The sequence below is a fragment of the Polynucleobacter sp. AP-Ainpum-60-G11 genome (assembly GCF_018688375.1).
Classification (GTDB): Bacteria; Pseudomonadota; Gammaproteobacteria; order Burkholderiales; family Burkholderiaceae; genus Polynucleobacter.
In genome coordinates this window covers 1,758,143-1,772,675 of the sequence record NZ_CP061318.1, presented here as the reverse complement: position 1 = coordinate 1,772,675, position 14,533 = coordinate 1,758,143, and the positions used below count along the sequence as shown (strand labels likewise).

Here is a 14,533-nt window from a genome sequence, read left to right as displayed (position 1 = left end):
TCCGTATTACGAGCATCTTGATGATGTCGCTCATTGGCTTAGCTTTAATGGCTTGCAGTCCGAAGCAGAGCTTTAAGAATGTGGATATCACTGGTAGCAAGAAATTTGGTACAGACTTTACTTTGGTCGATCCCGATGGAAAGGTCAGAACATTAGCTGACTTTAAAGGTAAGGCAGTGGTGATATTTTTTGGTTACACGCAGTGTCCGGACGTTTGTCCTACTACGCTAACTGAGATGCAGCAGGTCATGACTTTGCTGGGTCCTCAGGCAGATAAAGTGCAGGTGCTATTTGTCACAGTGGATCCTGAGCGAGACAGCGCAAGCATTCTGAAGCAGTATGTGCCTGCATTTGATTCCCGTTTCTTGGGCTTGCGTCCAGCGGATGAAGCCGCACTAGAAAAGGTCACCAAAGACTTTATGATTTATTACAAGAAGGTGCCCGGATCTAGCCCTGGTTCGTACACTATGGATCACACAGCAGGTAGCTATGTTTTTGATCCAGAGGGCCATTTGCGTCTTTACATCAAGCATGCGCAAGGTGCTGAGACCCTGGCGCAAGACTTGAAGGAACTGCTGAAGTAAAGACTAGGAAAAAGCTGCTTAAGCAGCTTCTGTTTGCAAGAGGCTGCGCATCTTTTTAAGAGCAGCAGTCTCGATTTGGCGAACACGCTCTGCAGAAATGCCATATTCATTTGCAAGATCATGCAATGTCTTTGTGCCATTACCATCTGCATCCATTGCTAGCCAACGCGACTGGACAATGTTGCGGCTACGCTCATCCAAGGCCATGAGTGCTTGATCCAATTGAGGGCCGTGCAAGGCATCAGTTGCAGCAGCAGCCATCATCTCGGTAGGCTCTTGACTGTTATCCGCCAACCATTGAATTGGTGCATAGGCTGACTCATCATCGCTGTCATCACCCTCTAAAGCAACATCGCCACCAGCCAGGCGCATTTCCATTTCTTTAACGTCCGAGCCTTTGACATCTAGTGCCTTGGCCAATGCCTCAACTTCATTTGGAGTAAGGGCGGCTAAAGTGGGTTTATTGCTGCGTAAATTAAAGAACAGCTTGCGTTGTGCTTTAGTAGTCGCAACTTTAACTAAGCGCCAATTTTTCAGAATGTACTCATGAATCTCCGCCTTAATCCAATGGATTGCGTAAGAGACTAAGCGTGCACCTTGGTTGGGGTCATAGCGTTTGACAGCCTTCATCAAGCCGATATTGCCTTCTTGAATAAGGTCTGCATGCGGAATGCCATAACCCAAATATTGGCGTGCAACAGACACCACCAAACGAAGATGCGAGAGAACCAAAGTTTTCGCAGCATCCACATTTTCAGTGCGACGAAATTCTTGCGCGAGGTGAAGTTCCTCTGCAGCACTGAGCATCGGTACACGATTCACGTACGAGATATAAGAATCGAGCGTGCCGACTCCAAGGGAAGGCAACATCGGAAAGGCGAGCGAAGCCGCAGCAGTTTGCGCTGCTGGCAGTGTTTGCCTTGCTTGCAATTGCGGTTTGTATGCTTTCTTTTGAACCATTTTCTTTTATATATTTTAGGTATTAATAGGGCTCTATTTTAGCACTCTTGTCAAGAGAGTGCTAATGGTTTTTTACTTCTATAAGCCTATGATTTAATTGAATAATTCAGAAGAATATTGGGCGGCAGTGAAAGGGGCTAAATCATCAATTCCTTCACCTTTGCCCAAAGCTAAAACCGCTGGAATATGCCCCTCTTTGAGGGTGTGGGCGAGTGCACAGATAACCCCACCTTTTGCCGTGCCATCTAATTTAGTCACGATTAAGGCTGAGAGCCCTAAAGCCCCATGAAAGGCCTTAACTTGGCTTAAACCGTTTTGACCAGTATTGCCATCAAGAACGAGCAAAGTCTGGTGAGGCGCCCCAGGAAGGGCCTTGCCGATCACCCTTTTCACCTTCTTCAATTCTTCCATCAGGTGTTCTTGCGTGGCCAACCTACCTGCGGTATCAATAATCAAAATATCGCTCTTACGCGAGATTGCCGCATGAATAGCATCATGTGCCACCGCCGCAGCATCACCACTCTCTTGCATGATGACGTCGACTTGATTGCGGCCACCCCATTCCAGGAGCTGGTTACGGGCTGCTGCTCGAAAAGTATCGCCTGCCGCCAGTAAGACAGATTTACCTTGGGACTGAAAGAGTTTGCACAGCTTACCGATGGTGGTGGTCTTCCCTGCACCATTCACGCCGATAACTAGCCACACCTCTGGCATGGTCTTTTGCTCATGCACATACAAAGGATTGGGGTTTGGTTCCAAAGGCCTTAGAAGGGTCGCAACCTCTTGGATTAGTAATTGTTTCAGCTCTTCCGGGCTATTGATATTTTCTGATTTAGCAGCTTTACGAAGTTTGCTGATTAATTGTTCAGTCGTAGGAAGGCCCACGTCACTCAGAATGAGCGATTCTTCTAAGGTATCAAACCAGGCCTCATCAGTCTGATTGGATTTGAATAGGGATCCGAGGGTTTTACGTAGGCCGAACATAATCGATACAATTTAATCCTTGCATCTTATCAATTAAATACTTGGGATAGGTGATCTTACAGATGCGCTCCACTTTATTGCGTTTTTCTTTCTCTTTGATGTTCTGCTGCTCCAGTGCCTGGGCGGCCACAGATGCAGGTCAAGCAAATACCCACGAGTTTCAACTTTCTAACGGTCTTAAGTTGATTGTGCGTGAGGATCACCGTGCGCCAACGGTAGCACACATGGTTTGGTATCGCGCTGGCTCCATGGATGAAGTAAACGGTAAGACCGGAGTAGCTCATGTGTTGGAACATATGATGTTTAAGGGAACTCACAAAGTAAAGTCAGGCGAATTCTCTCGTTTGGTTGCGGCTGTAGGCGGTCGGGAAAATGCCTTTACCTCTCGCGACTACACAGCCTATTTTCAGCAGGTTGAAAAGTCCAAGCTAGATGAGGTATTGAAGCTAGAGGCAGACCGCATGTCCAATCTCAATTTTGATGATGCGGAGTTTTTGAAAGAAATTCAGGTGGTGATGGAAGAGCGCCGACTACGCACTGAAGATAATCCAAGCAGCCTACTCAATGAATCACTTATGGCTAGCGCTTACATGAGCTCGCCTTATCGTCATCCGGTAGTGGGCTGGATGAATGACCTCATAAATATGAAAGCTGCCGATGCACGTGATTGGTATCGCAGATGGTACAAACCCAATAACGCAACAGTGGTGATTGCAGGCGATGTTGATCCTAAAGTCATTTTACAAGCAGTTGAAAAATATTATGGCGTTGCTTCTGCAAGAGAGTTACCTGAGCGCAAGCCGCAGATTGAACCTCCGCAAAAAGGCATTAAGCGAGTGCAGGTCAAAGCACCCGCCGATAGTGCGCAACTGGCAATGGCGTGGAAAGTTCCTAAGTTGCAAGTGGGTATGCTAGAGGATGATGAGCCTTATGCCTTGGAGCTTTTGGCTGCAGTGCTCGATGGTTATGACAATGCTCGCCTGAATCGGGCTTTGGTGAAGCAGGAGCGCGTGGTGAATGATGTGGGCGTCGGTTACGACATGATCTCCAGGGGCCCAGAGCTCTTCTTAATTAGTACCAGTATGGCTAAAGGCAAAACAGTAGAGCAGGCTGAGAGCAGTATTCGAAGGGCTTTAAAAGAAGTTGCTGATAAGGGAATTTTGGAGTCCGAACTCAAGCGTATCAAGGTACGTATTCTGTCCGATCAAATTTATAAGCGCGATTCAATCTTTGGTCAGGCAATGGAAATCGGCAGCACGGAGATGGCGGGATTCTCCTGGCGAGACATTGATGTGATGCTGGAGAAAATGCAAACGATTACTCCTGCGCAAGTCCAAGCCGTTGCAAAAAAATATTTAGTCGATGAGGGGCTTACCATTGCGATATTAGATCCGCAGGCGCGTCAGTCAGGTGAGAGTAAGCAAGGAGGCAATCATGCCGCTAAATAAATTCATTAAACAAGTTGCTCTTACGGTAGTGCTGTTTGGTGGAGCCATCACTTCAACGTATGCAATATTGCCGATTGAAAAACTAGAGTCTGTCAAGGGTGCGCAAGCCTATCTCGTTCAAACCAAAGCCCTACCCATGGTCGATATTGAAATCAGTGTTGATGCGGGTGATCGCTATGACCCAGCAGCAAAGAGTGGTTTAGCCACTGTGGTTGGGCAACTCATGAACTATGGCGCTAAGTCTGAGAAGGGATTCCTAACTGAAGCACAGATTGCTGATGAGATTGCTGACCTTGGTGCAAACCTCGGCGTTTCTGTTAGTGGTGAGCGTGCTGTGATGCGTATCCGGACTCTGAGTCGTCAAGATTTACGTGACCGCGCTGTTCAATTAGCATCGGCCATGTTGAGCGCGCCTACTTACGATGCCAAAATATTGGCACGCGAGAAGCAAAGAATGACTACTGCGTTATTGGAGTCGGAGACTAAACCAGAATCAGTTCTGGATCGTCGTTTTAGAAAATCGGTTTATGGAAACTATCCATTAGCTCATTCACCAACAGTGCAAAGTATTAGCAATATCAGTGCAGCAGATCTACAGCAATTTCATAAACAGTTTTACCGTGGTGATCGCATGATTGTGAGCATCGTCGGTGATGTGAGCAAGACTGAGGCTGCTGAAATTGTTCAAGGTTTATTGCAAAGAGTGCCTCAGTCCAGTCCTGCTATTACCAAGTTGCCAGAGTTTGAGCGTTCACCAGTGGAGCCTTTAAGTCAACGCGAAGTCACCATTCCATTTGATTCGCAGCAAGCGCATATCGCTATGGGAATGACTGCTGTAACCCGCAGCAACCCGGATTATTTTCCATTGCTAGTTGGCAACTATGTCTTGGGCGGCGGCGGTTTTGTATCGCGTCTCATGTCAGAAGTTCGAGAGAAGCGCGGACTTGCTTATAGCGTATTTAGTTATTTTGCTCCTGGCAAGGATGTGGGTATATTTCAGGCGGGCTTACAGACTAAGAATGATCAGGCTGCCCTGGCTCTCGATGTCATGAGCTCCACCATTGCGCAATTTATTGCTGATGGCCCCACACAATCTGAGCTCGATGCTGCCAAGGCGAATTTAATGAATGGCTATCCTTTGAGAATCGATAACAACCGTAAGTTGCTAGATAACGTTTCCTCAATTGCTTGGAATAATTTGCCGCTCGATACGATGGAGATTTGGACTAAGCAGGTGGAGGCGGTGAGCTTGGAGCAAGTTAAGGCGGCATTCCAAAAATACTTAGCCATGGATAGGATGAAGATTGTGGTCTTAGGAGCAAGAAATAAATAAGCTAGCAAGGGCCGCTTCATTAGGTAAGCGTTTAGAGCCTCCGCAGAAAATTCGCATTATTGGTGGAGTGTGGCGCAGTCGTTTGTTGAGTGTGCTGGATCTGCCCGGTTTACGTCCAAGCACGGATCGCGTTCGTGAGACTTTGTTTAATTGGCTTGGTCAGGATCTAGTCGGCTTGAGTTGTCTAGATTTGTTTGCAGGAACTGGCGCCTTAGGTTTTGAGGCGGCATCACGACATGCTCATTCAGTGACCTTAATAGAGAAGGATAAGAAGGCCCATGCCAAGCTTTTGGCAAACTTTGCTTTGCTACAGTCATCCCCCGCTCCTGGATCAGTACAGATTTTGCATAGAGACAGTTTGGAGTTTCTCAAGCAACAGGCCAATCGCTCTAGCCATTTGATATTTATTGACCCACCCTTCCAGGAGGAGGGCTTATTAAATCAAGCCCTGATAGAGGCGTCTCGCGTTTGTGATGATAGTGCCGGAGGTGGTATTTACGTCGAGTTTCCGTCTAGTCGCTCACGTGAGCAGATTGAGGCTTTGGTACCCGAATGGCATTGTGGAAAATACTTAGAGGCTGGGCAAGTAAAAGCTTGTCTATTTCGCTCCAAGAGGGACTAAACTCTTGCCTGTAGCTGAAAAAGCCTTAGGAGCGTTATGACTGTTGCTGTATACCCTGGAACATTTGATCCTTTTACTCGTGGTCACGAGGACTTGGTGCGTCGCGCCTCAAGCATTTTTGGCGAGCTCATTGTTGGCGTTGCCGATAGCCGTAGCAAACGCCCTTTCTTTACATTAGATGAGCGCATTGAGATTGCTAAAGAAGTCCTTGGTCATTATTCCAATGTGAAGATTGTTGGTTTTACGGGATTATTAAAAGACTTTGCGCGTGAACATAATGCGCGTGTAATTGTGCGTGGTCTTCGTGCAGTCTCTGATTTTGAGTATGAATTTCAGATGGCTGGTATGAATCGCTATCTATTACCCGATGTTGAAACATTATTCTTGACGCCATCAGATCAATACCAATTTATTTCTGGAACCTTTGTTCGTGAGATTGCTTCGATGGGTGGAGATGTGAGTAAGTTTGTATTCCCATCTGTAGAAAAGTGGTTGGCCAAAAAGATCGAAGCGAATAAGAGCAAAGAGTAGGGCTGGCAGGCAAACAAGATGGCCTTAATGATTACGGACGAATGCATCAATTGCGATGTGTGTGAGCCTGAATGTCCAAATGATGCAATCTATATGGGTCTAGAGATCTATGAGATTGATCCCAATAAATGCACTGAATGTGTGGGTCATTACGATGCGCCCCAGTGTCAGCAGGTTTGTCCAGTTGACTGTATTCCACTCAACCCTGCATTCTCAGAAAATCAGACGCAGCTCATGGTGAAGTATCAAGCCTTAACTGCTGCCAAAAAAGCCCTAGCTACAAAGTAGCGCTCTAATGCGTTTTTGAATGTAGCTCCAGCATCGCTGCCTGAGCATCGCCCTTAAAAAATAAGGGCAGAATTCGCAAACCGTCTTCAATGCTGGCATCAATCTGTTTTTGCTCTGCCTGCAAAGGCCTTCTCAAAACATAGTCCGCTACATCCATCACTCGCGCACCCTCTGCAGCAAGGTCGCGCGGATGACCAATACCCAAGCGCAGACGCCAATATTCAGGCGTTCCTAGATGAGCTTGAATATCCTTTAATCCATTGTGCCCGCCAGTACCGCCGCCGAGTTTGATGCGTGCAGTACCAGGCTTGAGATCGAGCTCATCCTGTACCACCAGCACGTCTTGGGGGGTAACTTTATGAAAGCGACACAATGCCCCTACAGCTTGACCGCTGAGATTCATGTAAGTGCTGGGTTTGAGTAGGAAAAGATCTTCACCTTCCCATTTAGCCTTCGCTACTTTTCCATGAAATCGCTTTTCAGTTTCAAAGCGAGCGCTCAATTGTTTGGCGAGGGCGTCAACAAACCAGAAGCCAGCGTTGTGCCGATCTTCTATGTGTTCTTCACCTGGATTGCCGAGGCCAACAATTAATTTAGTCATGATGAGTGCTTAAGGATAAAAGTATTTCTGCAAAAAAGAAAACCCGCTTGTTAGCGGGCTTCCTCTGTCGCAAAGATAAGGCTTAAATAATTAAGCTTTATCCTTTGGAGCTTCAGCCGCAGGAGCCGCGGCAGCTGCAGGAGCAGCTTCAGTATCGGCAGATTTCACTGCTGGGATACGTGCGTTAGCTAATACTGGGTTTTCTTGTTCAATATGCAATACCAAAGAAACGCCTTTTGGCAATGCGATGTCCTTGGCATGGATACCATGACCAACTTCAATCTTGTTCAAGTCCACTTCAATGAACTCTGGCAAGTCTGCTGGTAAGCAAGAAACTTCCAATTCAGTTGAGATGTGGCTAATTACAGCGCCTTGCAATTTCACTGCAGCTGAAGTCTCAGCGTTGGTGAAGTGCAATGGAACGCGCATGTGAACTTTCTCAGTTGCAGAAACGCGCTGGAAGTCGATGTGCAGTACCAAAGGCTTAAATGGGTGCATCTGGTAATCGCGCAACAACACTTTTTGTGCTTTGCCGCCGATTTCGAGATCAAGGATAGATGAGTGGAATGCTTCCTTACGGAGAGCATGGAACAGTGCGTTGTGATCCAACTCAATTACTGTGGCGGCGTCTTTACCGCCGTAGATAATGCCCGGAGTTTTACCGGAGTTGCGCAGACGGCGGCTCGCACCCGTTCCCTGTACGCTTCTTTCAAAGGCTACTACTTTCATATCGAATTCCTAAAATTAAGGTTAATTTCCGTTCGCGACCAAACAGAAAAGCCTTTGATTATATCGTGGGAATGACGGTTTTTGCCTAGAAAAGGCTCAAAACTGCCAAAAGCAGAGATAGAAACGCTGTTTTTGGCTTATTCAGCGAACATCGACATCACTGAATCACCCTTGCTAATGCGAGAAAGGGTCTCAGCGAGTATGGGGGCAACACTTAATTGACGAATTTTTGCCACTTTCATTGCCTCTGGGGTCAATGGAATGGTGTCAGTAACGACTAATTCGTCTAATTCAGAAGCGGCAATCCGAGCAACAGCACCACCTGAAAGTACGGCATGAGTACAGTAGGCAGTGACACCCTTAGCACCACGCTCTTTAAGCGCTTCAGCAGCCTTACAGAGCGTTCCGCCGGTATCAATGATGTCATCCATGATGACGCAATGGCGACCCTCTACTTCGCCGATAAGGTGCATTACTTCTGATACGTTTGCCTTAGGACGACGTTTATCAATAATCGCCAAATCTGTGCCCAATTGCTTGGCCATCGCACGGGCGCGAACCACGCCGCCGATGTCTGGAGAAACAATGATGAGGTCTTTTTTAGTCTTTTGGGCTTCTAGATCAGCCAAGAGCACTGGGGACGCATAAATGTTATCTACTGGAATATCAAAGAAGCCCTGAATTTGGTCAGCATGAAGGTCCATAGTCAAAACACGCTCAATACCGGCAACGGACTGGAGCATATTTGCGACGATTCTAGCGGAGATGGCAACCCGAGCTGAGCGCGGGCGACGGTCTTGTCTGGCGTAACCGAAGTAAGGGATCACTGCGGTTATACGGCTTGCCGATGCTCGCTTGAGGGCATCAATCATGATCATGAGTTCCATCAAACTATCGTTTGTTGGAGCGCAAGTGGACTGGATAACAACAACGTTTTTACCGCGAACGTTTTCTTGAATTTCTACCTGAATTTCACCATCAGAAAATCGACCAACAAATGCTTTTCCCATTGGCAGATTGAGCTCTTTAGCTACCGCGTGAGCCAAAACCGGATTTGCATTACCTGTGAAAAGAGTCAGTAAATCAGCGTTCATTGGGGCGGACATAGGTAATTTTTGAATTTTGGTAGGGGTCGAATGGATGTCTTTTGGTCGTATCTACAGTAGTTGGCAGGGGAAGAAGGATTCGAACCTTCGCATGCTGGAATCAAAATCCAGTGCCTTAACCAGCTTGGCGATTCCCCTACAGGTCAATCTGAAGAAATCAAATTGTAAGCGGGATTTTTATTTAGCCCTCGAACAATTCGACCTATCCATCCTTTTGGAAGATTTTGCAGAAGATTTTCCAGATTTGCGATGTCCGTCTTAGGTTCTAAGGCGGCAAAAACGCTACTTCCAGAGCCGGACATGCAAGGTGCCGAATTTGGCACTGTCTTGTAAATCCAATCTAATGCTTGCTTCACTTCAGGACATTTCTGCACCGCTACTGCCTGGCAATCATTTGACTGATATGAGCTTGGCGATGCAAGAAAGCGATCTATTGTAATCGGAGCGTGATCTCGGGTCAATTGAGGGTCTTGAAAAATCTGAGCAGTGGCGATTCCCTGGTTCGGGAAGATCACCACAAAGTCCTGGGTTTCCAAGGAGATGGCTTGTAATTTCTCACCAACCCCCTCAACAAAGGCATTTTGGCCAAAGATGAAAAATGGCACATCAGCCCCAAGCTTTAGGCCAAGTTGGCAAAGCGTAGCGATACTAAGATCCAGATCCCAAAGCGCATTAAGTCCGATGAGGGTGGATGCAGCATCTGAAGATCCGCCACCTAAACCAGCACCCATAGGAATATGTTTATTGAGGCTGATTTCGACGCCGGACTCAGTCTTGCAGAAATCTTTTAATAGTTGGGCGGCTTGAACTACTAAATCCTCTGCAGGGGGGACGCCTGGGATGGGATCAATCCGGCGAACCGCATTCTCTGGAATATGCCTTAGGGTGAGGACATCGCACCAATCAATCAGTTGAAAAACGGATTGCAGAAGGTGGTAGCCATCATCACGGCGCCCAACAATGTGTAGAAAAAGATTGAGCTTTGCCGGGCAACGTAGTTCTATTACATTACGCATCATTCATTCGGAGTATCAAATACCAGGCGGATATCAATTGAGCCGATATTAGAGCTACGAGTCATTGTGAGTTTTTCTAAGCGTTGAGCATTGTTCCAAAAGTAATTTAAGGTCCAGCCGTCTTGCGTAATTTTGCTGACTTGTCCTTTGGGATTGCGCTCAACACTTGCATTACTACCAGGGCGCGTTTGTCCACGTAACCAGTCAGATAAACCGCGTGCAGGTAACGGAAGCCCTAATGTATTTTGAATGAGAGTATCAGCATCAATCGCTGTAGTAAGTTGACCATCCCGTTCTAGAATTGCCTCGCCCGGTTTAATCGTAATTTTCGCAATTGATCCGCCCACTGGATTACGAATTTCTAAAACATCAGTCAGTGCATCTTGAGTCAAAGTAAATCCACCCGACCCGCCTTGATTTTTGCCTTCAGTGAGCCCTATAACCTTCACCGCGAAACGCCCATCCCATGAGCCTTTGAGGGTCGTATCTGCGACCGACCAGTCAGGCTTTAGACGCTTCAAAGTTTCTTTGAGCGTGGGATTGTTAGCATCTAATTGCTGCCCTTTGCGCCATATATCCTCTGCTTCAATTGGGCGATTCATGACCCACAGGACTTCGCCGATATGTGCAGCAATGTCTGCCTCAGGCTTCATGCTAAATGCTTGTTGAAGTTGTTCAAGCGCCAATGCATTTTTGCCCATGCGAAAGTTCACCCAACCAAGACTATCCAAAATAAAACCATCTTTAGGCGAGAGTTGATGAGCCTTACTAATGAGCCTGAACGCTTCAGGCAATTTCTGATTACGATCAGCCAGGGAATAACCAAGCGCATTGAGGCTATTAACGTCATTCGGATTTTTACGCAGGATTTCGCGCAGAGTTTTCTCCATGACATCGATGCGTCCGGATTTTTCGGCAGACATGGCATAGGTATAGAGCAGCCCAGGATCTTTTGGTTCTGGCTTTAATGTGGAGACTATTTCGTAAAAAGCTCTTAAGGCTTCCGATTCATTTGCTGCTTTAGCTAGTAGCGACTGAATCTGTAGCAAGGTATTTTGTTGTTGTGATGGTGTCTGTTGATTTAGTAATGAGATAGCGGGTTTGACAGCTTCTGACCAGCGCTGATTCAAAACTAAAAGAGTGACTAGCACTTCTTTGGGTCTGGTTTGCTTAGGTCCAGCCAAGTTATCCCAAGTTTGAGCTGCCTGCAGTGCTAAATCAGGTGCGCCTGCAGTAATAGCAATCTCCATGGCTCTTTGTGCCAAACGGGGGTCATCGAGTTGTCGAGCCAACTCCAAATAGGTTGTGTAGGCCAGACCAGCTTCACCACGTTGTAGAGCGATTTCAGAGGCTAGGACCTCAAAGACAGCTTGACCGCTATCTAGGCTGCTATTTTTGGCAATGGCAAGACTGGGGATAAGGCCAAAGCCAAGCCCAGATGCCAGCAATAAGGCCCCAATAGAAGGCTTTAATGAAAATGTAGTCATGAGCACATTCTAATCCGCGAATCTACAATCCATTTATGCCTGAACTCCCAGAAGTTGAAGTTACCCGCCTGGGTATTGCGCCCCATTTAAAAGGGGCTAGGGTGACTGCGGTCAAAATTATCGATGGTCGATTGCGTTGGCCAGTACCCAGAAATTTAAATACACTGCTTTCTGGTCAAAAGGTCTTGGGAATAGAGCGCCGTGGTAAGTACCTCTTAATGGAGTTTGATACTGGGTACCTATTGCTGCATCTGGGTATGACAGGAACATTGCGGGTGCTGCCCGCTAGTGATTTACTAAAGACGCATGATCGAGTGACCTTTGAATTTGGTAAGTTGAGTTTGCGTCTGCATGACCCCCGTAAGTTTGGTGCAGTTCTATGGCACTCAAAATCTCAAGGGCCGATTGAGAGTAATTCGCTTTTGCAAAAACTGGGGGTAGAGCCTTTTTCACCTGAGTTTGAGGGTGAGCTGGGCGCAGATGTCTTATATCAGTGCTCACGTAAACGTAGCGTAGCAGCCAAACAGTTTTTATTAGCAGGGCAGGCGGTCGTTGGGGTTGGCAATATTTATTGTTCGGAAAGTTTGTTTGAGGCGGGCATTCATCCGGCAAAGGCAGCTGGAAAACTCACGCGTCCGCAATGTTCTCGACTTGCTGCTGCTGTGCGATTGATTTTGAAAAAAGCAATAGCAGCAGGCGGTAGTACTTTGAAAGACTTTGTAAATAGTGAAGGTGATCCAGGACACTTCATGGTGCAAACGAAAGTCTACGATCGTAAGGATCAGCCCTGCAAGGTATGCAAGACGGCGATTAAGCAGATTGTGCAAGGCCAACGCTCTACTTATTTTTGCCCTCAATGTCAGAAGCGCTAATCAAGCACTTCGCTACCAAGTTAATTGCTTGGCATGGTAAGGATGGGCGCCAGGGCTTGCCATGGCAAAGTATTCGAGATCCATATGCGGTATGGGTTTCTGAAATCATGTTGCAACAAACACAAGTGGCTACTGTTCTAGAGCGTTATCCCCGCTTCATGAAACGTTTTCCTACTGTGAAGAAATTGGCGGCCGCACCATTAGATGATGTCTTAGCTGAATGGGCGGGGCTCGGCTACTACACACGGGCTCGCAATCTTCATGCTTGCGCAAAACAGGTGATGGAGGAATTTAGTGGAAAATTTCCTGCAGATCCGATATTGCTTGAGCAGCTTAAAGGTATTGGCAGATCAACTGCGGGTGCAATTGCTGCCTTTGCGTTTCATGAGCGGGCACCGATTCTGGATGCGAATGTAAAGCGTATTTTGGCAAGACTGTTTGGTATAGAAGGTGCCATTCAGGAAAAAGCGGTTAATGATGAATTATGGCTGCTAGCCAAAACACTACTCCCTAAAAATGCAAAAGATATGCCGGTTTATACACAAGCCCTGATGGACTTTGGGGCAACGTGGTGCACCTCCCGAAAACCTGTGTGTTTAAGTGGCGCAAAGAAATGCCCATTTGAAAAAGAGTGCCAAGCTAATCTCAGCGATCAAGTGTTGCAGTTGCCTCGCAAAGTAATCAAAGCAAAGTCCCCTGAATTTAATTGCGATCTGTTGTTGCTCAGACATGGCGATTCAGTCTTGCTGCAAAGGCGTCCAGACAGGGCCATCTGGGGTGGATTATGGTCTTTGCCAGAATCTGCTTGGAGAGCAAAAGAAAAAAACTCTAATCCTTCGACCAATAATTCATCTGTGAAAGAATTATTTCAGCTAGTACTGCCAGATGAAAAGAGTTCTAGCGTGTTCAAGAGCTGTAAGCTCATTGAGCAGGGCGTGGAGATTAAACATGTCTTTACTCATCGCCGTTTATGGATGCAGATTTGGCATGTGACATCAAGCCTTGCTGTGAAATTCTCTGGCGATGATTTGAGGTGGATCCCTTTGCGCCAGCTCGGGAACTACGGCCTACCTCAACCAATCAAATTGCTACTGCAGGGATTGAGTCTAGCTCGCGGTGACGACTTAAGAAATTGATCTGGAGTGCTGCCAAATCTTTTTGTGGCAGAAAATGTGCAATGATGCGACTCACTAGATAAACCGAGCGATGCTGTCCACCTGTGCAGCCGATAGCAACAGTAAGGTAGCTGCGACCATCTGCAATGTAGTGCGGTAACCATTTTTCGATAAATTGAATAATGTCGTTTTCCATACTGAGCACTTCAGGAATCTTTTCTAAGAACTCGCGAACTGGCTGGTCTTTACCAGTCAGAGGGCGCAAGGCCTTATCGTAGTGTGGGTTCGGTAGGCAGCGTACATCGAAGACGAGATCGGCTTCGCTCGGTAAACCTTTCTTAAATCCAAAGGATTCAAAAATCACAGTAAGCCCTTGGGGCTTATCTTTGAGAAGGTCCTGTATCCAAGAGCGCAGGGCATGGGCAGGTAGATTGCTGGTATCAATACTGTGCGCTTGGGTGCGAAGTGGCTCTAAGAGATTTCTCTCTTTATCAATCGCCTCAATCAGGGTAGCGGCTTGAGTTTGTTGGGTTTTTCCAGATAGGGGGTGGCGTCTGCGGGTTTCGGAGAAGCGCTGAATCAGTGTATTGGTGTCAGCACTTAGAAACACCACTCGAACCTGATGGTTGCGTCGCAGATTTTCTAGGATCTGGGGAAGCTCTGCAATTGATTGACCACGGCGTGCATCAATGGCCACGGCAACGCGCTCACTCTTCTCATTCTCTAGCGTAGTGATGAGGTTTTCTAAGAGAGTGACTGGAAGATTATCTACACAGTCATAGCCGGCGTCCTCAAAAGCTCTCAGCGCAACGGATTTACCTGAGCCGGAGATGCCGGTAATCAGATTAATTTGCATA

At 47.0% G+C, this 14,533-nt stretch carries 16 protein-coding genes and 1 tRNA gene; 8 read left to right on the top strand and 9 right to left on the bottom strand.

Going from position 1 to position 14,533, the window contains the following annotated elements; all coding sequences use genetic code 11:
* Window positions 1–20: 20 nt before the first annotated feature.
* Complete coding sequence (locus tag FD971_RS09135) at window positions 21–584, top strand: SCO family protein (protein ID WP_371743081.1); 564 nt, start codon at window positions 21–23, stop codon at window positions 582–584.
* An 18-nt stretch (window positions 585–602) separates the two neighbouring features.
* Here FD971_RS09135 and rpoH read toward each other — a convergent pair whose 3' ends face one another.
* Both rpoH and ftsY read right to left on the bottom strand, forming a co-directional pair.
* Window positions 603–1,544 (bottom strand): RNA polymerase sigma factor RpoH, encoded by a 942-nt coding sequence (gene rpoH / locus FD971_RS09130; protein ID WP_215333999.1) that lies wholly within the window; start codon window positions 1,542–1,544, stop codon window positions 603–605.
* Window positions 1,545–1,637: 93 nt separating this feature from the next.
* Window positions 1,638–2,528: a signal recognition particle-docking protein FtsY gene (ftsY, locus tag FD971_RS09125; protein WP_215333998.1), complete on the bottom strand. Its 891-nt coding sequence runs from the start codon at window positions 2,526–2,528 to the stop codon at window positions 1,638–1,640.
* Window positions 2,529–2,590: 62 nt separating this feature from the next.
* On the opposite strand from ftsY, the gene FD971_RS09120 reads away from it, so the two are divergent.
* The 5 genes from FD971_RS09120 to FD971_RS09100 are packed head-to-tail and all read left to right on the top strand — an operon-like array spanning window position 2,591 to window position 6,750.
* Complete coding sequence (locus tag FD971_RS09120; protein WP_215333997.1) at window positions 2,591–3,976, top strand: pitrilysin family protein; 1,386 nt, start codon at window positions 2,591–2,593, stop codon at window positions 3,974–3,976.
* Window positions 3,963–5,309: a pitrilysin family protein gene (locus FD971_RS09115; protein ID WP_215333996.1), complete on the top strand. Its 1,347-nt coding sequence runs from the start codon at window positions 3,963–3,965 to the stop codon at window positions 5,307–5,309. Before FD971_RS09120 ends, FD971_RS09115 begins: the two co-directional genes overlap by 14 nt.
* Window positions 5,302–5,931 (top strand): 16S rRNA (guanine(966)-N(2))-methyltransferase RsmD, encoded by a 630-nt coding sequence (rsmD, locus tag FD971_RS09110; RefSeq protein ID WP_215335325.1) that lies wholly within the window; start codon window positions 5,302–5,304, stop codon window positions 5,929–5,931. The genes FD971_RS09115 and rsmD overlap by 8 nt, the downstream gene beginning before the upstream one ends.
* 36 nt (window positions 5,932–5,967) lie before the next feature.
* Window positions 5,968–6,462: a pantetheine-phosphate adenylyltransferase gene (gene coaD / locus FD971_RS09105; RefSeq protein ID WP_215333995.1), complete on the top strand. Its 495-nt coding sequence runs from the start codon at window positions 5,968–5,970 to the stop codon at window positions 6,460–6,462.
* 18 nt (window positions 6,463–6,480) lie between these two features.
* The gene (locus FD971_RS09100) at window positions 6,481–6,750 is read left to right on the top strand and encodes a YfhL family 4Fe-4S dicluster ferredoxin (protein ID WP_215333994.1); all 270 of its coding nucleotides are present in this window, start codon (window positions 6,481–6,483) and stop codon (window positions 6,748–6,750) included.
* 4 nt (window positions 6,751–6,754) lie between these two features.
* Here the strand turns inward: FD971_RS09100 and pth are convergent, their stop codons facing one another.
* The 6 genes from pth to FD971_RS09070 all read right to left on the bottom strand — a co-directional run bounded on the left by pth (window position 6,755) and on the right by FD971_RS09070 (window position 11,689).
* Window positions 6,755–7,351, bottom strand: coding sequence for an aminoacyl-tRNA hydrolase (pth, locus tag FD971_RS09095; protein WP_215333993.1), 597 nt, complete (start codon window positions 7,349–7,351; stop codon window positions 6,755–6,757).
* Window positions 7,352–7,441: 90 nt separating this feature from the next.
* On the bottom strand, window positions 7,442–8,080 hold the full coding sequence (locus FD971_RS09090) for a 50S ribosomal protein L25/general stress protein Ctc (protein WP_215333992.1): 639 nt from the start codon (window positions 8,078–8,080) through the stop codon (window positions 7,442–7,444).
* A 137-nt stretch (window positions 8,081–8,217) separates the two neighbouring features.
* Window positions 8,218–9,174: a ribose-phosphate pyrophosphokinase gene (locus tag FD971_RS09085; protein ID WP_215333991.1), complete on the bottom strand. Its 957-nt coding sequence runs from the start codon at window positions 9,172–9,174 to the stop codon at window positions 8,218–8,220.
* Window positions 9,175–9,247: 73 nt separating this feature from the next.
* A tRNA-Gln gene (locus FD971_RS09080) sits at window positions 9,248–9,324 on the bottom strand.
* 5 nt (window positions 9,325–9,329) lie between these two features.
* A complete protein-coding gene (ispE, locus tag FD971_RS09075) occupies window positions 9,330–10,205 on the bottom strand; it encodes a 4-(cytidine 5'-diphospho)-2-C-methyl-D-erythritol kinase (protein ID WP_215333990.1) in 876 nt (291 codons plus the stop codon).
* Window positions 10,202–11,689, bottom strand: coding sequence for a lipoprotein insertase outer membrane protein LolB (locus tag FD971_RS09070; RefSeq protein ID WP_215333989.1), 1,488 nt, complete (start codon window positions 11,687–11,689; stop codon window positions 10,202–10,204). The genes ispE and FD971_RS09070 overlap by 4 nt, the downstream gene beginning before the upstream one ends.
* A gap of 35 nt (window positions 11,690–11,724) precedes the next feature.
* Between FD971_RS09070 and mutM the strand changes: the two genes are divergently transcribed.
* Window positions 11,725–12,561: a bifunctional DNA-formamidopyrimidine glycosylase/DNA-(apurinic or apyrimidinic site) lyase gene (gene mutM, locus FD971_RS09065; protein ID WP_215333988.1), complete on the top strand. Its 837-nt coding sequence runs from the start codon at window positions 11,725–11,727 to the stop codon at window positions 12,559–12,561.
* Window positions 12,546–13,697, top strand: coding sequence for an A/G-specific adenine glycosylase (gene mutY, locus FD971_RS09060; protein WP_215333987.1), 1,152 nt, complete (start codon window positions 12,546–12,548; stop codon window positions 13,695–13,697). Before mutM ends, mutY begins: the two co-directional genes overlap by 16 nt.
* On the opposite strand, the gene rapZ is transcribed toward mutY, so the two are convergent.
* Complete coding sequence (rapZ, locus tag FD971_RS09055) at window positions 13,642–14,532, bottom strand: RNase adapter RapZ (protein WP_215333986.1); 891 nt, start codon at window positions 14,530–14,532, stop codon at window positions 13,642–13,644. The two genes, mutY and rapZ, sit on opposite strands and share 56 nt — an antisense overlap.
* Between the last annotated feature and the right edge of the window lies 1 nt (window position 14,533).

Coding starts and splice junctions, on each gene's coding strand:
- FD971_RS09135 (WP_371743081.1), top strand. CDS start 21: ATGATGTCGCTCATTGGCTTAGCTTTAATGGCTTGCAGTCCGAAGCAG.
- rpoH (WP_215333999.1), bottom strand. CDS start 1,544: ATGGTTCAAAAGAAAGCATACAAACCGCAATTGCAAGCAAGGCAAACA.
- ftsY (WP_215333998.1), bottom strand. CDS start 2,528: ATGTTCGGCCTACGTAAAACCCTCGGATCCCTATTCAAATCCAATCAG.
- FD971_RS09120 (WP_215333997.1), top strand. CDS start 2,591: ATGCGCTCCACTTTATTGCGTTTTTCTTTCTCTTTGATGTTCTGCTGC.
- FD971_RS09115 (WP_215333996.1), top strand. CDS start 3,963: ATGCCGCTAAATAAATTCATTAAACAAGTTGCTCTTACGGTAGTGCTG.
- coaD (WP_215333995.1), top strand. CDS start 5,968: ATGACTGTTGCTGTATACCCTGGAACATTTGATCCTTTTACTCGTGGT.
- FD971_RS09100 (WP_215333994.1), top strand. CDS start 6,481: ATGGCCTTAATGATTACGGACGAATGCATCAATTGCGATGTGTGTGAG.
- pth (WP_215333993.1), bottom strand. CDS start 7,351: ATGACTAAATTAATTGTTGGCCTCGGCAATCCAGGTGAAGAACACATA.
- FD971_RS09090 (WP_215333992.1), bottom strand. CDS start 8,080: ATGAAAGTAGTAGCCTTTGAAAGAAGCGTACAGGGAACGGGTGCGAGC.
- FD971_RS09085 (WP_215333991.1), bottom strand. CDS start 9,174: ATGAACGCTGATTTACTGACTCTTTTCACAGGTAATGCAAATCCGGTT.
- ispE (WP_215333990.1), bottom strand. CDS start 10,205: ATGATGCGTAATGTAATAGAACTACGTTGCCCGGCAAAGCTCAATCTT.
- FD971_RS09070 (WP_215333989.1), bottom strand. CDS start 11,689: ATGACTACATTTTCATTAAAGCCTTCTATTGGGGCCTTATTGCTGGCA.
- mutM (WP_215333988.1), top strand. CDS start 11,725: ATGCCTGAACTCCCAGAAGTTGAAGTTACCCGCCTGGGTATTGCGCCC.
- mutY (WP_215333987.1), top strand. CDS start 12,546: ATGTCAGAAGCGCTAATCAAGCACTTCGCTACCAAGTTAATTGCTTGG.
- rapZ (WP_215333986.1), bottom strand. CDS start 14,532: ATGCAAATTAATCTGATTACCGGCATCTCCGGCTCAGGTAAATCCGTT.